We start from the raw sequence: 22,303 nt of genomic DNA, 5'->3' as shown, positions 1-22,303 counted from the left end.
ATCGTGAGATTCGCCAGTCTCGGCAGCGGCAGCGAGGGCAATGCATTGCTCGTCGAGGCATCGAGCGGTACGACGACGACGCGCGTGCTGCTCGATTGCGGATTCTCCGGCAAGGAGGTCGAGCGCCGTCTCGCGCGTCTGAACTGCCGTGCCGAAGATCTCGACGCCATCGTCATCACGCATGAGCACACGGACCATATCGGCAGCGCGCTGACGCTGGCGCGCCGCTGGTCGATTCCGCTGTACATGAGCTGGGGCACGGCGCGCGCGATCGGCGCCGATGAAGCCAAGGTCGAATTGAACGTGCTATGGGGCGATGAAAGCGTCGCCATCGGCGATCTGAGCGTGCTGCCGTACACCGTGCCTCACGATGCGCGTGAGCCGCTGCAATACGTGTTCTCCGACGGCGCGAGCCGGCTCGGCGTGTTGACGGATGTCGGCGTGTCGACGCCGCATATCACGAGCGTGCTGAGCGGCTGCGACGCGCTCGTGCTCGAATCCAATCACGATGTCGAGATGCTTGCCGCGAGCCGCTATCCGCCGATGCTCAAGGCGCGTATTGGCGGCACGCATGGACACCTGAATAACGAAGCGGCGGCGGCCATTCTCGCGTCGCTGGATCGCTCCAAGCTGCGCCATCTCGTGGCCGCGCATCTGAGTCAGCAAAACAATCTGCCGCACCTCGCGCAGGCGGCGCTTGCGTCCGTGTTGGGCGCGAGTGCGGTGGACGTCGTCGTCGCGACTCAGGCGGAAGGCTTCGACTGGCTCACGCTCTGAATCGAAGACGCCTTGCGCGCCGACCGACGCCGCAAGCAGATACAAAAGCAGATACAAAAAAACCGGCCCAAGGGCCGGTTTTTTCGTTGGCAGACCGCATGAAGCGGCCTGCGGCGTAGCGCTAGCCTTACTGGCTTGCGCCCGATGCCGGAGCGGCAGCCGAAGCGGCAGCGTCCGAAGCTGCGCCAGCAGCCGAAGCTGCGTCGCTTGCAGCGGCCGAAGCGCTCGATGCAGCAGCGTTTGCGTCCGAAGCAGCAGCAGCCGGAGCCGAAGCAGCCGACGTATCGCTTGCAGCGCTCGGAGCAGCCGTTTCGCTAGACTTGTTGCATGCAGCCAGAGCAACAGCAGCCAACAGGGATGCTACGAGGAGGGATTTCTTCATGATCACGTCCTTTTATGGTTAAAGGTAAGCAACAGCGCAAAGTACCGGTAATGTGTGCTCCAACACCGACCTGGGCCGCTGTGGAGACTCACAATTCTTTTTTATGTGAGACTTCCTACGGCTTGGCCGGAAATTATAGGCACTTTCGTAACGACCGTCGATAAATCAGGGGACGATACGTTGTCTTTCTCATACAAATTTTCATATTGCGGAACAGCAAATTTCTAGCATCTGCTGTATTCCGTGAAATCCTGTAAAGGCACGCCCGTCAAGGCAAAGCGCCCAAAAGAATCCAGCCCGCACGATACCATTCGTGTAGCAGCGCTGTCATTGTCGATTCGTCTGTAAGTGTTACAAAGCGTTTCGCCTCCAGAGACCGAGTATCGGCCAATTCAGGGAGCCACTTTTTCAGCTTCGACGACAAGACTTCCGCTTCGCCATTTACGAAATAAGAACGGGCGTTGTAGAGCAAAATGGTCTTTCTATCCAGCCTGACGCCTGTCTTTTTCGCTCGTTCTACAAATTTTTGCTCATTCAGCGCACGGTCGGGTGCATCGAACACGACGTTCGCTTTCGGCTCGCTCAGATAAGTACCCAGAAACTCCGCGATGTCCTTTTCGTTCCAGTTCACGTTCGCAAGTATCGCGCCAACGCGGTCGATCAGCAGCGCGGGCAGCGCCGCCGGATTCGACACCGGCTCCTGCGCCGGATCGCGATACCGCGCGTTGCCGCGAGCACCCTCCGATGCTTCACCGGCGCGCTCGGCGAGGTGATAGAGGAACTGAGCCGTGAGCTCGTGCGACGAGGGCGCGCGAAAGCCTATCGATGCCGTCATGCATTCGCCCTCGGCGATGCCGTCGTGTGCGATATGCGGCGGCAGATAAAGCATGTCGCCCGGCTCCAGCACCCATTCTTCCTCGGGCTCGAAGTGCTGTAAAACTTTCAACGGCAGTCCGGGTTTTAGCGAAAGGTCGCGCTGCGCGCCGATTCGCCAGCGCCGCTTGCCATGAACCTGAAGCAAGAACACGTCGTAAGAGTCGAAGTGCGGTCCGACGCCGCCGCCATCGGTCGCATAGGAGATCATCAGATCGTCGAGGCGCGCGTCCGGAATGAAGCGGAACCGGTTCATCAGCGCGTGTGCGCGGTCGTGATGCAGGTTCACGCCTTGCACGAGCAGCGTCCATTCACGCTTTTTGACCGATGGCAATTCGTCGGGCGCGAACGGTCCGTGCTCCAGATTCCACGCATTGCGAAAATGCGTGATGAGCCGCGCCTCGACGTCGTCGAGATCGGCAAGTTCGAACAGTTCGTCGCGTGCGAGCGGCGCCGCGATATCGGGAATCGCCTGCCGGATCAAGAGCGGTTTCTTCTGCCAGTAACGCCGCATGAACTGTCGCGGCGTACGGTTGCCCAACAGCGGTGTGAGTTCGTCCGGCAAAGGCGCGCGGGCATGCTCGGGAAGGCCGGAAACGGGGGACGGTGTTGCGTATGAGGGCCGCTTGGGCATCGTATAATCGAGGCTTGTATCTTGGAGGATCCAATGAAAATTGCGAAAGACACTGTCGTTTCGGTCGCTTACAAGCTATCGGATGCGCAAGGCAATCTGATCGAGGAGAGCGACGAGCCGATGGTCTATCTGCACGGCGGCTATGATGGCACGTTCCCCAAGATCGAGGAAGCGCTCGACGGTCACGAGGCGGGCTATGAAACGCTCATTCAACTCGAGCCGCAGGATGCATTCGGCGAGTACGATCCCGAGCTCGTGAAGGTCGAAGAGCGCAGCCGTTTTCCGGAGCCGCTGGAAGTCGGCATGCAGTTCGAAGGCACGCCCGAAGACGGCGATGACGATATCGACTCGCTCATCTACACCGTGACCGACGTCGCCGAAGACAAAGTGGTGCTCGACGGCAATCATCCGCTCGCCGGCATGGCGCTGCGTTTCGCGCTGTCGGTGCAGGAAGTGCGCACGGCGACGGACGACGAAATCGAACATCAACACGCGCACGGCGCGGACGGCCTGCATGTCGTCGATGACGACGAAGACGATGACGACGCACCGCCCAAGGACGCAGGTCCGACGCTGCACTGAGCGCGTCGGCCGATGAAGAAAGCGCAGCTACGGCTGCGCTTTTTTATTGCCCGTTCGTCGCGCCGGTCCCGTTCTGCACGCCCGACGCGGGCACGGGATAGATCGGCGGCAACGACTGCGGCGGCGTGAGGATCGGCGGCAGGTCGGATGCCGGCAGGGGCATCGACGGCGGCGCCGGCAGCGACTCGGGCAGGTCGTTACGCGGCAACGCGGGCGGCGCTGATGCGGGCATCGTCGGCTGAGGCGCGGGGTAAGGAGCCGGATACGATGCAGCCGGCGTCTCTGGTGGCGCGACCGGTTCACGCGTGCGCGTGTCCTTCACATCGCGCACGCGCAGACGAAACGGCGGATGCCACTGCGCATCGCTCTGCACTTCGAGCCATTGCGATTGCGGCTTCTTGAACGCAATCGCGACGCGCGTGAGATTCGTAACGATCAAGCCCTTGTCGTTGCGCAAAGGTTGATCGATGTGAAAGCCGTTCGGCTCGGGCGCATCCGTGCCGTGAATCACGATCACGGGCCCGCGAAAACTTTCGGCCGCTTTCACGAGGCTGCGTTTCAATTCGAAAAAGCCATCGCGCGGCTGGTTCGTGCGCGAGAAGCGCAGCCACGCGAAGCGCTCGCGCCGTTCGTAGCGCGAAAAATCGGGATCGCCCTGCAACAGGATGACGAGCGCGCGCATCTCGGAACGTCGCGCCGATTCCGCCGCGTGTTCGAGCCAGAATGTTGTCGCGACGGCGCGATCCTCGAACTCGCCGTTGCGCCCGCCCGCGGTCAGATAGTGATTGTTCGGACTCGGTGCATTCAGCCCGATGAACGCGACGCCTTGCGCCTGCCAGCGCACGATTTCCCGGAAGGTCCGAAAGCGCGCGACATCGCTTTCGCGCGAGAGCGTAAGCGGGTTCTGCCCGAGCGACCCGGCATCGGCGAAAAAGAGCTGGCGCACGAAGTCGAGCCGCTCGACCGGATCGTAGGCACCCGCATGCGCGAGTCCGCAATCCGCCCAGTCGTGCTGGCCGAGCAGCAGCACGAGCGGCGTGCGCGACGCGTCGAGCAGATCGTGCCGCGACTGATAGACGCTGTCGCGGCACGGTTCGGCGCCGTCCTTCAAATTGCCGTCGTAGACGATGAACGCGATGTTGGGGTCGCGCCCGATCGCGTCGAGCATGCGGCGCACGGGCGCTTCGTCGGCGGGGCGGGAAATGGCGCCGGACAGAACCGCGAAGCCGAGCGGCGCGCTGCCCTCGGCGCGCGCCTGCGCGATCGTGCCGCACGCGAGTGCGGCGCCGATCGCCATGACGCGCGTCAAACGTGTCGCGGCACGCGCAACGCGCGAAGTGTCACGCTCAACGCGAGGCATCCGGCGCAAGCTTCGCCAGTTCATGCAGTTCGTAGAGCAGATCGAGCGCCTCACGCGGCCGCAGATCGTTCGGATCGAGCGCGCGCAGTTTTTCCATCACCGGATGTTCGGGCGCTTCCTTCGCTGGCGCTTCATCTTCATAAGGCGTGTAAGGCTGGCTCGCGAACAGGTCGAATTGCGCGGCGGGCTGGCTGATCGACTGCTGCTCCAAATGGACGAGATGCTTGCGCGCCGCGCGGATCACGGCGCCTGGCACGCCGGCGAGCTGCGCGACCTGCAGACCGTAGCTCTGATTGGCCGGACCTTCGCTCACCGCGTGCAGGAACACGATGCCGTGATCGTGCTCCACCGCCGACAGATGCACGTTGGCCGCCTGCGCAAATTCCGCGGGCAACTGCGTGAGCTCGAAGTAATGCGTGGCGAAGAGCGTGTAGCAGGCGTTGTGCGTGAGCAGATGCCGCGCGATCGCCCATGCGAGCGCGAGGCCGTCGAAGGTCGACGTGCCGCGTCCGATCTCATCCATCAAGACAAGGCTCGACGCGGTCGCGTCGTTGAGAATCGCCGCTGCCTCCGTCATCTCGACCATGAAGGTCGAACGTCCGCCCGCGAGATCGTCGGCGGCGCCGATGCGCGTGAAGATGCGATCCAGCGCGCCGAAACGCGCGCGCTTTGCGGGCACGTAACTGCCGACGTGCGCCATCAGCGCGATCAGCGCGGTCTGACGCATGAAGGTCGATTTACCGCCCATGTTCGGGCCGGTGATGAGCAACAGCTTGCGGTCCTGGCTGAGACAACAGTCGTTGGCGATGAACTGCTCGACCTGCGCCTCGACGACCGGATGCCGGCCCTGTTCGATATCGATGCCCGCGTCGGCGCTGAATTCCGGTGCGACCCAGTCGAGCGCGCGGGCGCGTTCGGCAAACGCGCACAGCAGATCGAGTTCCGCGAGCGCGCTTGCGACGCGCTGACAATCCGCGATGAAGGGCAACAGGTTCTGCAAGAGCGCGTCGTACAGCGCGCGTTCGCGGGCGAGGGCGCGTTCCTGCGCGGAAAGCGCCTTGTCTTCGAACGCCTTCAGTTCGGGCGTAATGTAGCGCTCGGCGTTCTTGAGCGTCTGACGGCGGCGATAGTCGTCGGGCACCTTGTCGGTCTGCCCGCGCGTGACCTCGATATAGAAGCCGTGCACCTTGTTGTACTCGACACGCAGATTCGCGATGCCGGTGCGCGTGCGCTCGCGCGCTTCGAGATCGATCAGGAACTGATCGCAGTTCTCCGAAATATCGCGCAATTCGTCGAGATCGGGATCGTAGCCGCGCGCGATCACACCGCCGTCGCGAATCAGCGCGGCGGGTTCCGCTGCGATGGCGTTCGTCAGCAGATCGAGACATTCGTGCGGCGGTTCAAGCCCGGCGTCGATGCGCTCGAGCGCCGGCGCATGCGTGGCGACTGCGGCGACGAGGGCGCGCAGATCGGGCAGCGCGGCGAAGGTATCGCGCAGGCTCGACAGATCGCGCGGACGCGCCGACAGCAACGCGAGACGGCCCGTGATGCGCTCGATGTCCGAAATCTTGCGTAGCGCGCCGCGCAGCGTGTCGAGGCCGCCGCTCGTGGGCGCGTCGAGCAATGCGCCGATCGCCTGCTGGCGCGCCTGAGCGATCGACGCATCGCGCGGCGGATGATGCAGCCAGTGGCGCAACAGGCGGCTGCCCATCGTCGTACAGCAAGTGTCGAGCAGCGAGAACAGCGTCGGCGATTCGGTGCCGCGCAGTGTTTCGGTGAGTTCGAGATTGCGTCGCGTGGCCGGATCGAGCCCGATGTACTCCGATTCGTATTCGACTTTCAGACTGCGCACGTGGCGCAACTGCTGGCCTTGCGTGGCGGCGGCATAGAGCAGCAGCGCGCCGGCCGCACCGCACGCGCAGGTGAGCGTTTGCGCGCCGAAACCGTCGAGGCTCGCGACATCGAGTTGCTCTCGCAAGCGCTGCGTGCCCGAGCCGACGTCGAAGTGCCACGCCGGCACGCGCGTGGTCGCGCCGGGATGCGTCACGCCGAGCGACGCCTGAACGTCGGTGATCGAATCGGCGATGAGCGTTTCCGCCGGACGAATGCGCTCGAGCGCCGCGCTGACCTGATTCGGCGCGACTTCCGCGAGACGCAATGCGCCGCTCGCGAGATTGAGCCACGCGAGGCCGACGCTCGTCACCACGCCGCGACGGTTGTGCGCGGGGCAGAGCGCCAGCAGATAGACATCGCTCTTATCGGAGAGCAGGGCTGCGTCGGTGAGCGTGCCCGGTGTGACGACGCGCACGACCTTGCGCTCGACCGGACCTTTAGATGTCGCCGGATCGCCGATCTGCTCGCAGATCGCCACCGATTCGCCCAGCTTCACGAGCTTCGCGAGATATTGTTCGCATGCGTGATGCGGCACGCCCGCCATCCTGATCGGATTGCCGCCCGATGCGCCGCGCTGCGTGAGCGTGAGATCGAGCAGACGCGCGGCTTTCTCGGCGTCGTCGAAGAAAAGCTCGTAGAAATCGCCCATCCGGTAGAAAACGAGCGTGCCGGGATGCTCCGCCTTGATGCGCAGATACTGCTGCATCATCGGCGTGTGCTGCGACAGGTCCGCGAGCGGCGCGGCGGTGTCTGGTAAGGTGTCGGGAGTTGCCGTTTGAGTGCCCATCTTGCGTGCTTTGAAGGCCAGAATGACTAAACGGCCGGGCGCGACGTGCGCCGGCCGTCGTTCAGCCGATAGAGCAGGAGTTTAACCTGTCGCGAGATGACGGCGAGTCGGCCGAATGGCCAACGAGATGTGCCTAGTCGATATGCATTGCCCACGCGAACGCCGCCGCCGGCACGGGCGCGATGCCGTGCCGGCGGCGATTTCCGATGACGCCGGAGCGCGTCACGCGCGCCCGGCGAGATATCCGACGAGCAATGCGAGACCCGCCACCGCGCCGAGCGTGTGCCACGGCTTGTCGTGAACGAACTCGTCGGCGTAACCGGCTGCGTCGTTCAGTCTGCCGGTGAGCGCCGTGCCCGCGCCGTTCATCTGCGAACGGGCGGTCTTGAGGCGCGATTGCAGCTCCTTGCGCAGCTTGTCGGCATCGACGTCCCTTGCGCCGGAGATCGAGCTTTCCAGATCATCGAGCAGGCTGCGCAACTGGCTGCTCGCCGAATCGACCGCGTCGCTCGCACCGCGTACCGCGCGCTGGCCGACATCGGCTGCGCCATTGATCTTGCTGTCGAGCGTCGAACGTGTGAACAATCCCATTTCCATGCTCCTTTATTGACGTTTGCCGAGGAATGGATATCGCCGGGTCCTTCCGCGATGCGCCATGCGGATGCCCGCGATCGGCCGCGCCGGGCCGTACATGGCGTTACGACCCGACCCCGCCGCCGGCGTTCCTCCCATGGTTTCCTCGTGAGCCGGCGCCGGGGCATGAACCCAGAATACACCGTTCACCGTGGAGCAAGGTTCATTCCTCGACGAGCGCGACGAGATCGGTTTCGCGCTCGTTGTGCGTGTGGCGGCGCATCGCCAGCGCCATCATCAGGCACACGAAGACGCCGAACGCGACGATGATCCACTGCACCGGCACCTTCTCCGTCAACAGCAAGGCGTAAGCGCCGAGCATCGCGAGCACGGCGAGATTCTGGTTGAAGTTCTGCACCGCGATGGAATGTCCGGCCGACAGCAGCGTCGCGCCGCGATGCTGCAGGATCGCGTTCATCGGCACGATGAAAAAGCCCGACAGGCCGCCGAGCGCGATCATCAGCGGATAGGCCATCAGGATGTACGCCGGCGCGAAGAGCGGACCGATATGCACGCCCGCGCCGGCCGGAAAGAGGTCCTTGTTGTAGAACGCCATCGCGACCGCGACCGCGCCGATCAGCACGCCGACCGGCAGCACTTTCAGCGACTGGCGCAGCACGATCCACGCGGACGCCGCCGCCGCGCCGAGCGCGATGCCCACGCCCGTCACGCCCTGCAGCACGGCGGCTTTGGAGAGCGACAGGCCGAGGTTCGCATCGGCCCATTTCAGCACGAGCAATTGCAGCGTGACGGCCGCGCCCCAGAGCAGCGTCGTGACCCACAGCGCGATCTGCGCGAGCTTGTCCTTCCACAGCACCATGAAGCAGTGCGAGAAATCGTGGACGAGCTTCGTCGGTTCGTTCAGCAGATTCGGATAGCGCGCGCCGGTATCGGGAATGAACACGTTGATGACGGCCGCCGACGCGTAGATCACCATCACGGCGAAGAGCGCGGCGTGCGCGGCGCTGCTCACGAACGGCAGATGCGCGTGCTCGACCCAGCGCCCGACGACCTGGCTCACGAGCGCGCCGCCGATCACGGTGCCGAGAATCGTCGAGCCGACCGTCGCCGATTCGAGCCACGCGTTCGCCGCGATCAGCTTTTGCGGCGGCAAGAGTTCGGTGAGAATGCCGTATTTCGCGGGCGAATAGGCCGCCGCGCCGAGGCCGACGACGCCATACGCGATCATCGGATGCACGCCCGCGATCATCATCGCGCAGCCGGCCGCCTTGAGCGCGTTCGACGTGAACATGACGTGGCGCTTCTGGATCGCATCGGCGAATGCGCCGACGAATGGCGCGAGCAGAACATACGAAATCGTGAAGAAGATCTGCAACAGCGGCGTGACCCACGGCGCGGAATGCACGACGGCGAGCATGGCGATCGCCGCGATCAGGAGCGCATTGTCGGCGAGCGACGAAACGAACTGCGCGGCGATGATCGTATAGAAGCCTTTCTTCATGAGCGGGAATAACGTGGGGCGCGGCGCGCGGCGTGAGAGCGGGGCGGGCGGAAGAAAGCGCGCATCGCCGTTGCCGGAACGAGGGCAAAGCTTGCACTGTAACGGAGCCCTGCATTCGGTGCAGAGCAGGCGGCGCGCCCGGGATGCGGAAGAGGTCAAACAAAAGGGGCGCAAGACGCGCCCCCTCGATGCGGCTTATTCGCCGGTCAGGCGCGTGCGCGAGTACATGTCGAGGATCTTGACCATCTGCGCGTAGACCTTCGGATTGGCGGCGACGATTTCGTTTCTGAACAGGAAATCCGATTCGCCGGTGTAGTTGCCGACGAGTCCGCCCGCTTCGGTCACGATGAGGCTGCCCGCCGCCACATCCCACGGATGGATGCCTTGCTCGAAGAAGCCGTCGAGACGGCCGGCCGCGACGTTCGCGAGATCCAGCGCCGCCGCGCCCGGACGGCGCAGCCCTGCGCACGACAGCGTCATTTCGCTGAAGAGGCGCATATAGGCGTTCAGACCCTGGCCGTCGCGGAACGGGAAGCCGGTGCCGATCAGCGCATCCGACAGACGGTCGAGCTTGCCCACGCGAATGCGTCGCTCGTTCAGATACGCGCCGCGGCCGCGCGATGCGGTGAAGAGGTCGTTGCGCGTCGGATCGTAGATGACCGCCTGCTGCACGACGCCCTTGTGCGCGAGCGCGATCGACACGCAGTAGTACGGAAAGCCGTGGATGAAGTTGGTGGTGCCGTCGAGCGGATCGATGATCCACTGAAACTCCGACTCGCGATCCGTCGCGCCGGATTCTTCGGCGAGGATCGAGTGATCGGGATAGGCGGTGTGCAGCGTCTCGATGATCGCGGCTTCGGACGCCTTGTCGACTTCCGTCACGAAGTCGTTGTGCTGTTTCTTGCTGACCTGGAGACGATCCAGATCGAGCGACGCGCGGTTGATGATCTGTCCGGCGCGGCGGGCGGCCTTGACAGCGATATTGAGCATCGGATGCATGAGCGAAATCCTCTGACCGCCCAGCAGCTTCGTGTGGACGGGAAAATTGGCGACAACGACTATGTCGACGAAAGACGAATTGAATAAGAGCGGGGCGTTCGCGCGAAGGTTCTTTGGAAGCCATGCAAGAACCGTTCGCCGCGCGCGAAGGCGCCATTTTACCCGAAAGTGGCCGCGCGGTTCCGGCGCATGGCCAAAGCGCGTTAACATATCGGGTCGCACTTTCTTCAAAATTCAGCACGAACCGCGCCTTGGAACCCAACGAACTTTCCGCGCCCGCCGGCGGCTTCACGTCGACGCGCTTCATCCTGGTCGAGCCGAGTCATCCGGGCAATGTCGGCGCGGCCGCCCGCGCGCTCAAGACGATGGGCTTCGCGCGCCTCGTCCTCGTCGCGCCGCGCGTGACCGACGTCAAGAACGAGCCCGAAGCCATCGCGATGGCCTCCGGCGCCGACGACGTGCTCGCGTCCGCGCATGTCGTCGACACGCTCGCCGATGCGCTCGTCGGCGTGCGCTGGTCGGTCGCGCTGACCGCGCGTATGCGCGAATACGGGCCGCCGCAGATGCCGCCGCGCGCGCTCGCCGAACGCGCGCATGAATTCGTGCGCCACGGCGATATCGCGCTCGTGTTCGGCAACGAGCGCACCGGGCTTTCCAACGCGGACGTCGAAAGATGCAGCGCGCTCGCACATATTCCGGCCAATCCCGCCTACAGCTCGCTCAATCTCGCGCAGGCCGTGCAGGTGCTCGCGTATGAACTACGCGTCGCGTTCCAGACGTCCGCGAGCCTGCTTGCCGTGGTGGAATCGGCGGGGCAGAGCGCATCGAGCGATGAAATCGAAGGCATGTACGCGCATCTCGAAGACGCGCTCGTCGCGCTCGATTTTCTCGATCCGGCCAATCCGAAGAAGCTGATGTCGCGCGTGCGGCGGATGTTCGCGCGTTCCCGGCTCGAGCGCGAAGAAGTGAATATTTTGCGCGGCATCGCGAAGCACATCCTCCTTCGGACGAAAAAGGACTGACCGCGCTGGCGTCGGGGGCATCGGGCAGACTGCGCGCGCTCGTCCTACAATCGGCGAAAAACGGCGAACGCCGATAAGCTTTGCGCGATTCGTGCAAAGCACTCGTCCCCCTTTCAGAGACATCGCCATGTTCGACCGACTTCGCGAAGACATCGCCGCCATCCGCGAGCGCGATCCCGCCGCCCGCAGCGCCTGGGAAGTCGTCACCTGTTATCCGGGGCTGCACGCGATCGTCCTGCATCGCATCGCGAACGCGTGCTGGCGCGGACAATGGCGCTGGCTCGCGCGGTTCGTGTCGCAGATCGCGCGCTTTCTCACCGGCATCGAAATTCATCCGGGCGCGACGCTCGGACGGCGCGTGTTCATCGATCACGGCATGGGCGTCGTGATCGGCGAGACGGCCGAAATCGGCGACGACTGCACGATCTATCAGGGCGTGACGCTCGGCGGCACGTCGCTCACGCGCGGCGCGAAACGTCATCCGACGCTCGGGCGCGGCGTGATCGTCGGTGCGGGCGCGAAGGTGCTCGGCGGCTTCACGGTCGGCGCCGATGCGAAGATCGGCTCGAATGCGGTCGTCGTGAAGCCGGTGCCGGCGGGCGGTACGGCGGTGGGCAATCCGGCGCGCATCGTGATGCCGGCCGTCGCGAAGAAGCCATCCGATGAAACCGCGAAGAGCGGCTTTTGCGCTTACGGCATTACGCCGAACGCGGACGATCCCGTGTCGCTCGCGATCCACGGGCTGATCGATCACGCGTCGACGCAGACGCAGCGCATCGACGACATCGTCGCGGCGCTCGAACGGCTCGGCGCGCGCGTGGAAGCGCTCAACGCCGTCGATGGCGCCGCGCTCGTCGATCTCAAGCGCCTGTGCACGTCGATGGATGGCAAGGCGGCGGACGAGCGCGCCGCGTCGCTCGAACGCGCGAGTTAAAGCGGCAGCGGGCGCACGCCTTCTTCATCGACGCGCAGATAGCCGCCGCGCGGCGGGTCCGCGTCGAGTTCCCAGTCGGGCAGAACCCAGCGCACGCCTGCGACTTCGCGATGCATCGCCGGACGATGCGTGTGGCCGTGAATCAGCGTGTTCGTGCGGCTATTGATGAAGAGTTCCGCGACCGCTTTCTTCGTCACGTCGTACTTCGCCTTGACGCCGGTGGTCACGCGCGCGCCCTCGCTTTTCGAGCGCATGCGCTGGCCGATGCCCAGGCGCGTGTCGAGCGGCAACGCCAGAAAGAGCCGTTGCGCGAGCTTGTTGCGCGCGAACGAGCGAAAGCCTTGATAGGCGCGATCGGCGGTGCACAGGCCATCGCCGTGGGCGAGCACGATGCGCTTGCCGAACGCGGTGATGACGAACGGATCGGGCAGCGGCAGCGCGCCTGCATCTTTCATGAAGCGCTTGCCCAGCAGGAAATCGCGATTGCCGTGCATCACATATAGGCCGATGCCGCGTTCCGAGAGCGTATGCATGAGGCGCGTCATGCGGCGCGCGAAGCTGGCGCGCGGGTCGGTCGCGGGGCCGTCGAGAATGTCGTCGCCGATCCAGAACTCGAACAGGTCGCCGAGGATGAAGACCGAATCGGCATCGTTCGCCGTGACCTCGATGAAATGCTCGAAGGCCGCAACGGTTTTCGGAATCGCTTCGGAGAGATGCAGATCGCCAATGAAAAACAGCGGGCGCGCGTTTTTCGCTGTGCCCGCTGCTTCGCGATCGAATGAAGTCTTCGTATCGATCATGCAATGACCGTGATCAGACCACGACGGCCTTCTCGATCACCACGTCGTCGACCGGAACGTCCTGGTGGAAGCCCTTCGAGCCGGTCTTCACCTTCTTGATCTTCTCGACCACGTCCATGCCTTCGACGACCTTGCCGAACACGGTGTAGCCCCAGCCTTGCGGCGTCGGCGACGAGTGGTTCAGGAAGTCGTTGTCCTTCACGTTGATGAAGAACTGTGCAGTCGCCGAATGCGGGTCGTTCGTGCGCGCCATCGCGATCGAGCCGTTTTCGTTCTTGAGGCCGTTGTTGGCTTCGTTGTCGATCGGCGCATCGGTCGGCTTCTGCTTCATGCCCGGCTCGAAGCCGCCGCCCTGGATCATGAAGCCATCGATCACGCGATGAAACACGGTGTTGTCGTAATGACCCTTCTTCACGTAGTTGAGGAAGTTCTCGACCGTCTTCGGGGCCTTGTCGGCGTCCAGTTCAATCTTGATGACGCCGTGGTTCGTATGCAGTTCGACCATGATGATGTTCTCTCCATTGTGTTTGATTGAGCCCTGGCGCAGCGCGCGCCAGGTCAGCGACAGGCGCTTACGGATTACTGCGGGACCACGGTGGCCGACTCGATCACGGTCGGCTTTTGCGGCACGTCCTGCATCGGGCCGCGCGTGGTGGTCGGGCTGCCTTCGATCTTCTTCACGACGTCCATGCCCGCGACGACCTTGCCGAACACGGCGTAGCCGTTGCCGTCCGGGCTCGGATAGTCGAGACCCGCATTATCGACGGTATTGATGAAGAACTGCGCGGTGGCCGAATTCGGATCGCTCGTGCGCGCCATCGCGAGCGTGCCGGTGGCGTTCTTCAGACCGTTCTTGCTTTCGAGCGGAATCGGCGCGCGCGTCGGCTTCTCGGCGAAGCTCGTGCTATAGCCGCCGCCCTGGATCATGAAGCCCGGAATCACACGATGAAAGATCGTGCCGCTGTACTGACCGGACTTCACGTAGTCGAGAAAGTTCGCGACCGTCTTCGGCGCTTTCTCGGGATACAGCTCGACCTTGATGTCGCCTTGCGTGGTCTTGAAGAGCACGGTGGGGTGCGCGGCCTGCGCGTTCGGCTGCGCTAACGCAGGCGTGGTCGCGATCAGGGCAGCGCTCGACAGCGCCAACATCAGGAATTTCATGAAGGATCGATCCTCGTGTGGTGAATGCAAACAGTCGGCCGCGAATGCGCCTGCTTATGGCTGCGCTTGCGGCGCGACGTATGGCGTGGCCGGCAGCGGGCTCGTCGGGCCGCCGAACGGCGCGTAATCGTCGGGACCGGGCATCGTCTGCGAGGCGGCTCCGGATGCCGGTGCCCATTCGTCCGCGGCCGGACTTGGCGCAATTGCCGCGCCCGTTCCCGATGCGCCTTCTGCCGCGCCCGCGCGCTTCTTCGGCGGGTTGTAGATGTTCTGAATCGCCGTGATGCGCTGGCGCGTGAGCGGACTCTTCGAGCCGAGCGATTGCGCGCGCTTGTACGACTCGCTCGCGAGACGAAGATAAAGATCGCCCAGGTTGTCATAGGCGAGCGCGTAGCCTGGATTCGCCTTGACCGCGGTTTCGAGCGCGACGCGTGCATCCTCGTAGCGGCCCTTCTTCGCGTAGAGCGCGGCGAGGTTGTTGTACGGCTCCGGCAATTCTGGATAGGCTTGCGTGAGCTCGGTGAAGGCGGCGATGGCTTCGTCGTCGCGATTCAGGCGCGCGAGCACGGTGGCGCGCTTGAACTTTGCCTGCACGTCGCGCGGGTTGCTCGCGATGCGCGCATCGAGTTGTGTTAGCGCGGCGTTCCAGTCCTTGCCCGCGATGGCCGAATCGATCTGCGGCGTGTCGTCGCGAGTTGCGGTCGAGGTCTGCGCGAGCGCGGCCCCGGACATGCCGACACATGCGAAGCCGAGCGCCGCGATGGCGAGCGTCCGGGAAACGAGCCGGCAAGAGAGTTGCAGAGGCGTGCGCGCGTGGCGATGAGTCACTTGGAATCGAGTCAATGAATGAGGCGGCGAAAGAAGCCGTGAAAGCGGCGAAAGGGACGGCGAGCGCCCGAGCACGCGAAGGCGTGCGAGCACTGGAGAACGAGCGGAAATGCCCGATGCGGCGTCGTGTCCGGCAGTGCTTTCGGCCCGGCCCGGAGCGCGGCTTGCCATGCCCGCCGCGCGGCCGCTTCGAGATTTCATAGGCTCAAGTCCCGGTGTTATACTCCGACCCATTCTAACAAAAGGTCTGCACGTCCCGCGCACGAGTCTTGCGCCTGGATCTCCAGGCGAGCATCTCGCGCCGACTCCAGACTGTCTTTCGCCACTCGTGGCCGTCTCCGTCCTGGTCGCATGACCGTCGTGTTCGCGCTCGCGTGTGGGTCTCTTCGCTCCCGCGCGTATCGCTCACGGCGCTCGCTGCCCGGCACACGGTTGATTCCGGCCCATGCTTCGCCTTCTATGAACTCGCTGCGCATCTACAACACGCTCGCGCGTGACAAGCAAACCTTCACGCCGCTTCGCGCCGGCGAGGTACGCATGTATGTCTGCGGAATCACCGTGTATGACTACTGTCACGTCGGGCACGCGCGCATGTTCGTGGTGTTCGACATCGTTCAGCGATGGCTGCGCGAGATCGGCTACAAGGTGACTTACGTCCGCAACATCACCGACATCGACGACAAGATCATTCGCCGCGCGGTGGAGAACAACGAATCGATCAAGTCGCTCACGCAGCGTTTCATCGAGGCGATGTATGAGGACATGGACGCGCTCGGCGTCGCGCGTGCGGACATCGAGCCGCGCGCGACCGAGTTCGTGCCGCAGATGCTCGGCATGATCGATGCGTTGCACGCCAACGGTTATGCATATCAGGCCAAAGACGGCGACGTGAATTACTCGGTGCGCAAGTTCGCCGACTACGGCAAGCTGTCCGGCAAGTCGATCGAAGACTTGCGCGCCGGCGAGCGCGTCACGGCCAACGACGCCAAGGAAGATCCGCTCGACTTCGTGCTGTGGAAGCAATCGAAGGCGGGCGAGCCGGAAGACACAGGCTGGAACTCGAAGTGGGGCCGCGGGCGTCCCGGCTGGCACATCGAATGTTCCGCGATGGGCTGCACGTTGCTCGGCGAACAGTTCGACATCCACGGTGGCGGCATGGATCTCCAGTTCCCGCATCACGAGAACGAGATCGCGCAAAGCGAAGGCGCAACCGGAAAGCAGTTCGTGAACTACTGGATGCACAACGGCTTCGTGCAGATCGACAGTGAAAAGATGTCGAAGTCGCTCGGCAACTTTTTCACGATCCGCGAAGTTCTTGAAAAATTTGATGCTGAAGTCGTGCGCTTCTTTATTGCGCGGGCACACTATCGGTCGCCGCTGAATTACAGCGACGTGCATATCGACGACGCAAAGAACGCGTTGACGCGCCTATATACGGCGTTGAAGGATGTCGAGCCGGACAATCAGCAACTTGACTGGAGCGAGGCGAACGCGCAGCGTTTCCAGTCTGCGATGAACGACGACTTCAACACGCCGGTGGCCGTGTCGGTGTTGTTTGATCTCGCGAGCGAAGTGAATCGTACGCGCGATGCCGCGCTCGCTCGTCAGCTCAAGGGTCTTGCGGGCGTGCTCGGACTGCTTCAGCGCGAGCCGCGTGCGTTCCTGCAGCGGGCGAGCGGCGCAGGCTCGAGCGAGGGACTCTCGCCGCAAGAGATCGAAACGAAGATCGCCGAGCGCATCGCCGCGAAGCAGGCGAAGAACTATGCCGAAGCAGACCGGATTCGCGCTGCATTGCTCGAAGCCGGTATTGCGCTTGAAGACAAACCGGGTGGGTCGACCGAATGGCGCCGCGTTTGAGCGCGGCCCTTCGAACCCTCTGATCGACTCACCAGGCAGGAGGCAAGATGGCAACGGCCAGGAAGACGCCGGTCAAGCGACCCGCGTCTGTCAGCGATGCGTCGGGCGCAACGAAGCGCGCGAGCAGCGCACAAACGAAAGTGAACACGCAGAAGATCGATGGCGCAGGTGCGGCGGCCGGCAAGACGGCGAAGCCGGCGCGCAGCGTTGCGCTCAAGGCCGCGAAGCCGGAGACGGCAACGCGCCTGAACGGCGCTGCGCGCGCATCGAAAGCGGGCACGGAAGAAGCCGAAGCGTCGCCCGCGAAGGGCAACGGCCGCGCGGTCGCAGGCGATGGCGCGCGCGCTCAGGCGCTCGTCGCCGAACGCGGCGAAGTGGTGCGCAAGTCGCGCGTCGTCACATCGGATGCCGCGGTGCCCGTGCAGATCGGCGGACTCACGCGCGAAGCCGTTCGTCCCGACTACTGGGACCGCGCGTGCGCAGATTTGATGCGACGCGACCGCATACTCAAGAAGCTGATTCCGAAGTTCGGCGAGATTCATCTCGTCAATCTCGGCGATCCGTTCTCCACGCTCGCGCGTTCCGTTGCCGGCCAGCAGATTTCGGTGAAGGCCGCGCAGGCGATCTGGGAACGGGTGAAGGGCGCATGTCCCGAGGTTCATCCGGCGCACTTCATCAAGCTCGGTCACGAGAAACTGCAGGCGTGCGGCTTATCCAAACGCAAGGCCGAGTACATTCTCGATCTCGCGCAGCATTTCGAATCGGGCGCGCTGCACGTCGACGCATGGACGTCGATGGACGACGAAGCCGTCATCGCCGAGCTCACGCAGATTCGCGGCATCGGCCGATGGACGGCGGAGATGTTCCTCATCTTCAATCTGTCGCGCCCGGACGTCCTGCCGCTCGACGATCTCGGCCTGATTCAGGCGATCAGCGTCAACTACTTCAGCGGCGAGCCGGTGACGCGCAGCGAGGCGCGCGAAGTGGCGGCGAACTGGGAACCGTGGCGCACGGTCGCGACGTGGTACATGTGGCGCAGCCTTAATCCAATTCCGTCAGATCACTAAAATAACCACGCGAAAAGCGCGCGCTATCGTTGCTTTATAATCGATAGTTCACGCGCGAATTTTTGAGGGGCGGACGCGGTTAGAATACGCGCTGCCCGATGTTCCCAGGACTCGAACATATGAAGACCACGTTTCTGGATTTCGAGCAGCCGATCGCTGAACTCGAAGCGAAGATCGAAGAACTCCGCTTCGTTCAGGACGATTCCGCTGTCGATATTTCGGAAGAAATCGAGCGGCTGTCGAAGAAGAGCCAGCAGCTCACGAAGGATCTCTACGCAAACCTGTCGCCGTGGCAGGTTTCGCAGATTGCGCGTCACCCGCAGCGTCCGTACACGCTCGATTACGTCAGCGAGCTTTTCACCGATTTTCATGAATTGCACGGCGACCGCGCATTCGCGGACGACCTCGCGATCGTCGGCGGCTTCGCGCGCTTCAATGGCCAGCCGTGCATGGTGATCGGCCATCAGAAGGGCCGCGACACGAAGGAACGCGCGCTGCGCAACTTCGGCATGCCGCGTCCGGAAGGCTATCGCAAGGCGGAGCGCCTGATGCGTACCGCCGAGAAGTTCAGCTTGCCCATTTTCACGTTCGTCGATACGCCGGGCGCGTACCCGGGCATCGGCGCGGAAGAGCGCGGCCAGTCGGAAGCCATCGGCCGCAATCTCTATGTGATGGCGGAGCTCAAGACGCCGATCATCACGACGATCATCGGTGAAGGCGGCTCGGGCGGCGCGCTGGCGATCGCCGTCGCCGATACCGTGATGATGCTGCAGTTCTCCACGTACTCGGTCATTTCGCCGGAAGGCTGCGCGTCGATCCTGTGGAAGAGCGCGGCGAAGGCGCCGGAAGCGGCCGAAGCGCTCGGCCTCACGGCGCATCGTCTTAAGGCGCTCGGTCTCATCGACAAGATCGTGAACGAGCCGCTCGGCGGCGCGCATCGCGACGCGAAGGGCATGGCCGCGCTCCTGCGCCGCGCACTCGCCGATTCGCTGCGTCAGTTCCAGGGCATGAGCGTCAACGACTTGCGCGAGCGCCGCTTCGAAAAGCTGATGGCGTACGGCAAGTTCAAGGAATCGCTGCCGGGCGCGTAATCCGTTCCCGTCATCTTCGTCATCTCATCCATCACGAACTCTCGTGACATCCGATAACGAAACCCCGGCCGGCCGCCTCGTGTTACAGGCGGTGCGCGCGGCGGTTTCGGACGCGGACCTTTCCCCGGATTCACTTCTCGCGGTCGCATTGAGCGGCGGGCTCGACTCCACCGTGCTGCTCGACGCGGCCGTGAGTTGCTTCGGCGCGCGACGTGTGATCGCGCTGCATGTTCATCACGGTCTGAGTCCGAACGCCAACGCGTGGGCCGCGCATTGCGAGCGCTTTGCGGCGTCGCTCGGCGTGCGGTATGACGCGCGTCATGTCGATGTCGCGCGGACCGGCGGCGAGAGCCTCGAAGCCACGGCGCGCGACGCGCGTTATCGCGCGCTCGACGAGCTCTGCGATCAGCATGGCGCGGCGGCGCTGCTCATCGCGCATCATGCCGACGATCAGGCCGAAACCGTGCTGCTGCAACTGCTGCGCGGCGCGGGCGTCGCGGGCCTCGCGGCGATGGCGCCGCAACGCGCGGACGGCGCCGCGCCGCGTGTGCGTCCGCTGCTGCGCCTGCTGCGCGCGCAACTGGAGCAATACGCGCACGAGCGCGACCTGAGCTGGATCGACGACGAATCCAACGCCGACACGCGCTATTCGCGCAACGCGCTGCGCCATGACGTGCTGCCGATGCTCGCGGTGCATTTTCCCGGCTTTCGCGATGCCCTCGCGCGCACGGCATCGCATGCCGCGTCGGCGCAGCGGCTTTTGGATCAGCTTGCGCGCATCGATCTGGGACACGTTCAGAGCGCCGACGAAGAGGGCGCGCTCGTGCTCGACGCGTTTCTCGCACTCGACGACGAGCGCGCGATCAATCTCATGCGTTTCTGGATCCGCTCGCGCGGTTTGATGGCGGCATCGACGGCGCGCATCGCCGACATGTTGCGTCAGTTGCGCGATGCCGCCGCCGCGCGCGATGGCCACGCGCTGCGCGTCGATCATGCGGGGCACAGCTTGCGCGTGTATCGCAATCTGCTGTTCTGGGAAGCCGGCGACAGCGCCGATGCGCCCGATCTCGATGAAGGCGCGGCCGCGCTCAAAGTCGCGGCGGAACTGCTATGGCAGGGCGAAGAGGTGTGGCGTCTGCCGCAATGGCGCGGCTCGTTCGTGTTCGAGCCCGCTGATTCTTCCGCCGACGATGTCGTCGGGGAGGGCGTATTGCGCGCCGCGCCGCTCGTCGCGCGTTCGCGTGCGGGCGGCGAGCGCATGCGCGTCGCGGCCGAAGCGCCGAGCCGCACGCTCAAGAACCTCTTTCAGGAGCGCGGCGTGCCGGCCTGGAAGCGCGACGTACCGCTGCTTTTCATCGGCGAGGCGCTGCTGTTCGTGCCGCATGTCGGCGTGAACCGCGAGGCCGCGCCGAGCGCCGCGCACGGACCGCTGCGGCGCATTTCGTGGCGGCCGGATTTGCTGCTCGTGTGAGGCGCTTTGGGCAAACGTTGCGCCGAAGCCGGTAAAATCGCCGTCACCGGTGCCTCATCTTGTAATTTCAGCCTCGATCGGGTACGGTAACTCGTTTTCGCCCAAGCGCGTTTTTGCGCGGCATCTGCGTTCAAAAGACTCGATTTCGCCCGCAACGACGCATCCGCTCGCGTCGCTTATCAATGGCGCGAGCGTGCGAAGGGCGTGCGGCAGCGCCCGCGTATCGTAGCCGGCTTCGACATCCCCTGAAGCGATCGAGCGCGAGTCTCGAGCGTTCTCGCGTCAAAGCGCGTGAAGCGCGGTTTTCTCTCCAGTTCAAGAACGACAATGGCACTCATCGTACACAAATACGGCGGCACTTCGATGGGCTCGGTCGAGCGCATCAAGAACGTCGCCAAGCGCGTCGCCAAATGGCATAAGGCCGGCCACAAGATGGTCGTCGTGCCCTCGGCGATGTCCGGCGAAACCAATCGCCTGCTCGGTCTCGCGAAAGACATCAAGGCCGATCCGGACCCGCGCGAACTCGACATGATTGCCTCCACCGGCGAGCAGGTCAGCGTGGGCTTGCTGGCCATCGCGCTGCACGCGGAAGGCCTCGACGCCGTGAGTTATGCCGGCTGGCAAGTGCCGATCAAGACGGACAGCGCGTTCACGAAGGCGCGTATCAGCGAAATCGACGGCGAACGCGTGCTGAAGGACCTCGACGCGGGCAAGGTCGTGGTCATCACGGGCTTTCAGGGCGTCGATCCGGAAGGCCATATCGCGACGCTCGGACGCGGCGGCTCGGACACGTCGGCGGTTGCGATCGCGGCGGCGATGAAAGCGGACGAATGCCTGATCTACACCGACGTCGACGGCGTCTACACGACCGATCCGCGCGTGGTGGAAGAAGCGCGCCGGCTGGACCGCGTGACCTTCGAGGAAATGCTGGAGATGGCGAGCCTCGGCTCGAAAGTGCTGCAAATCCGCTCGGTGGAATTCGCCGGCAAGTATCAGGTGAAGACGCGTGTGCTCTCCAGCCTGACCGACCCGCTGATGCCGCTCGAAGCCGAAATGCACTCCGGCACCCTGATTACTTTTGAAGAAGACGAGAACATGGAAAAAGCAGTGATTTCTGGCATCGCGTTCCAGCGCGACGAAGCGCGCATCGCGGTCATGGGCGTGCCTGACAAGCCGGGCGTCGCGTATCAGATTCTCGGCCCGGTCGCCGATGCGAACATCGACATCGACATGATCATTCAGAACCAGAGCGTGAACGGCAAGACCGACTTCACGTTCACGGTCGGCCGCGGCGACTATCAGCGCGCGCTCGAAATCCTGAACAACCAGGTGAAGGGCCACGTCCAGGCCGAAACCGTGCTGGGCGACCCGAAGGTGTCGAAGGTGTCGGTGGTGGGCGTCGGCATGCGCTCGCACGTGGGTATTGCTAGCACGATGTTCCGCACGCTGTCGGAAGAGGGCATCAACATCCAGATGATCTCGACGTCCGAAATCAAGATCTCGGTGCTGATCGACGAGAAGTACACCGAACTCGCCGTGCGCGCGCTGCACAAGGCGTTCGAGCTGGATCGCGCGTAAGCGTGTAAGCGTGTGACGGAGATGTGAAGGCTCGCGGGCCTTCACATCGTTGCGGTTCGCTGAACGCGCGATTCCATATTGGCCGTTTCGAAAAAAATCGTCGTGTGAATTT

General features: G+C 63.9%; 20 protein-coding genes. 9 read left to right on the top strand and 11 right to left on the bottom strand.

Annotation, left to right across the window (positions count from 1 at the left end):
- Positions 1–3: 3 nt before the first annotated feature.
- Positions 4–777, top strand: coding sequence for an MBL fold metallo-hydrolase (locus NCS03_RS09290; protein ID WP_008341854.1), 774 nt, complete (start codon positions 4–6; stop codon positions 775–777).
- A 127-nt stretch (positions 778–904) separates the two neighbouring features.
- Here NCS03_RS09290 and NCS03_RS09285 read toward each other — a convergent pair whose 3' ends face one another.
- Together NCS03_RS09285 and NCS03_RS09280 are read right to left on the bottom strand one after the other, a co-directional pair.
- Complete coding sequence (locus tag NCS03_RS09285) at positions 905–1,159, bottom strand: hypothetical protein (protein ID WP_074168913.1); 255 nt, start codon at positions 1,157–1,159, stop codon at positions 905–907.
- 268 nt (positions 1,160–1,427) lie between these two features.
- Positions 1,428–2,666, bottom strand: a complete 1,239-nt coding sequence (locus NCS03_RS09280; protein ID WP_033535775.1) for a cupin domain-containing protein — start codon at positions 2,664–2,666, stop codon at positions 1,428–1,430.
- A gap of 33 nt (positions 2,667–2,699) precedes the next feature.
- On the opposite strand from NCS03_RS09280, the gene NCS03_RS09275 reads away from it, so the two are divergent.
- A complete protein-coding gene (locus tag NCS03_RS09275) occupies positions 2,700–3,248 on the top strand; it encodes an FKBP-type peptidyl-prolyl cis-trans isomerase (protein WP_008341850.1) in 549 nt (182 codons plus the stop codon).
- A 43-nt stretch (positions 3,249–3,291) separates the two neighbouring features.
- On the opposite strand, the gene NCS03_RS09270 is transcribed toward NCS03_RS09275, so the two are convergent.
- From NCS03_RS09270 to NCS03_RS09250, 5 genes are all read right to left on the bottom strand, one after another.
- Positions 3,292–4,545 carry a hypothetical protein gene (locus tag NCS03_RS09270; RefSeq protein ID WP_250529087.1) on the bottom strand — a complete coding sequence of 418 codons (1,254 nt, stop codon included), beginning with the start codon at positions 4,543–4,545 and terminating at the stop codon, positions 3,292–3,294.
- A 49-nt stretch (positions 4,546–4,594) separates the two neighbouring features.
- Positions 4,595–7,288 carry a DNA mismatch repair protein MutS gene (gene mutS, locus NCS03_RS09265; protein ID WP_502801517.1) on the bottom strand — a complete coding sequence of 898 codons (2,694 nt, stop codon included), beginning with the start codon at positions 7,286–7,288 and terminating at the stop codon, positions 4,595–4,597.
- A gap of 222 nt (positions 7,289–7,510) precedes the next feature.
- Entirely contained in the window at positions 7,511–7,879 is a 369-nt protein-coding gene (locus NCS03_RS09260) for an ElaB/YgaM/YqjD family protein (RefSeq protein ID WP_008341847.1), read from the bottom strand.
- A 205-nt stretch (positions 7,880–8,084) separates the two neighbouring features.
- A complete protein-coding gene (lplT, locus tag NCS03_RS09255; protein ID WP_250529086.1) occupies positions 8,085–9,383 on the bottom strand; it encodes a lysophospholipid transporter LplT in 1,299 nt (432 codons plus the stop codon).
- Positions 9,384–9,578: 195 nt separating this feature from the next.
- Positions 9,579–10,382: an inositol monophosphatase family protein gene (locus NCS03_RS09250; protein WP_008341842.1), complete on the bottom strand. Its 804-nt coding sequence runs from the start codon at positions 10,380–10,382 to the stop codon at positions 9,579–9,581.
- A 122-nt stretch (positions 10,383–10,504) separates the two neighbouring features.
- Between NCS03_RS09250 and NCS03_RS09245 the strand changes: the two genes are divergently transcribed.
- Positions 10,505–11,404, top strand: a complete 900-nt coding sequence (locus tag NCS03_RS09245) for an RNA methyltransferase (RefSeq protein ID WP_250529085.1) — start codon at positions 10,505–10,507, stop codon at positions 11,402–11,404.
- 127 nt (positions 11,405–11,531) lie between these two features.
- A complete protein-coding gene (gene cysE, locus NCS03_RS09240; protein WP_008341838.1) occupies positions 11,532–12,338 on the top strand; it encodes a serine O-acetyltransferase in 807 nt (268 codons plus the stop codon).
- Here the strand turns inward: cysE and NCS03_RS09235 are convergent.
- The 4 genes from NCS03_RS09235 to NCS03_RS09220 all read right to left on the bottom strand — a co-directional run bounded on the left by NCS03_RS09235 (position 12,335) and on the right by NCS03_RS09220 (position 15,031).
- Complete coding sequence (locus tag NCS03_RS09235) at positions 12,335–13,138, bottom strand: UDP-2,3-diacylglucosamine diphosphatase (RefSeq protein ID WP_250439948.1); 804 nt, start codon at positions 13,136–13,138, stop codon at positions 12,335–12,337. The two genes, cysE and NCS03_RS09235, sit on opposite strands and share 4 nt — an antisense overlap.
- 13 nt (positions 13,139–13,151) lie before the next feature.
- Positions 13,152–13,643 carry a peptidylprolyl isomerase gene (locus NCS03_RS09230; RefSeq protein ID WP_008341836.1) on the bottom strand — a complete coding sequence of 164 codons (492 nt, stop codon included), beginning with the start codon at positions 13,641–13,643 and terminating at the stop codon, positions 13,152–13,154.
- 74 nt (positions 13,644–13,717) lie between these two features.
- On the bottom strand, positions 13,718–14,299 hold the full coding sequence (locus tag NCS03_RS09225; protein WP_008341835.1) for a peptidylprolyl isomerase: 582 nt from the start codon (positions 14,297–14,299) through the stop codon (positions 13,718–13,720).
- Between the two features lie 54 nt (positions 14,300–14,353).
- Complete coding sequence (locus tag NCS03_RS09220; RefSeq protein ID WP_175982736.1) at positions 14,354–15,031, bottom strand: tetratricopeptide repeat protein; 678 nt, start codon at positions 15,029–15,031, stop codon at positions 14,354–14,356.
- Positions 15,032–15,586: 555 nt separating this feature from the next.
- Here NCS03_RS09220 and cysS point away from each other — a divergent pair.
- From cysS to NCS03_RS09195, 5 genes are all read left to right on the top strand, one after another.
- On the top strand, positions 15,587–16,984 hold the full coding sequence (gene cysS / locus NCS03_RS09215) for a cysteine--tRNA ligase (RefSeq protein WP_250529084.1): 1,398 nt from the start codon (positions 15,587–15,589) through the stop codon (positions 16,982–16,984).
- A 47-nt stretch (positions 16,985–17,031) separates the two neighbouring features.
- Positions 17,032–18,051, top strand: coding sequence for an endonuclease III domain-containing protein (locus tag NCS03_RS09210; protein WP_175982698.1), 1,020 nt, complete (start codon positions 17,032–17,034; stop codon positions 18,049–18,051).
- A gap of 119 nt (positions 18,052–18,170) precedes the next feature.
- Entirely contained in the window at positions 18,171–19,142 is a 972-nt protein-coding gene (locus NCS03_RS09205; RefSeq protein ID WP_008341830.1) for an acetyl-CoA carboxylase carboxyltransferase subunit alpha, read from the top strand.
- A gap of 43 nt (positions 19,143–19,185) precedes the next feature.
- A complete protein-coding gene (tilS, locus tag NCS03_RS09200; protein WP_250434896.1) occupies positions 19,186–20,613 on the top strand; it encodes a tRNA lysidine(34) synthetase TilS in 1,428 nt (475 codons plus the stop codon).
- A 327-nt stretch (positions 20,614–20,940) separates the two neighbouring features.
- Positions 20,941–22,191, top strand: coding sequence for an aspartate kinase (locus NCS03_RS09195; RefSeq protein ID WP_175982697.1), 1,251 nt, complete (start codon positions 20,941–20,943; stop codon positions 22,189–22,191).
- Positions 22,192–22,303 lie beyond the last annotated feature (112 nt).

The organism is Caballeronia sp. ATUFL_F1_KS4A (assembly GCF_023630905.1).
Lineage (GTDB): Bacteria > Pseudomonadota > Gammaproteobacteria > Burkholderiales > Burkholderiaceae > Caballeronia > Caballeronia zhejiangensis.
This window is presented reverse-complemented; position numbering and strand designations above follow the sequence as displayed.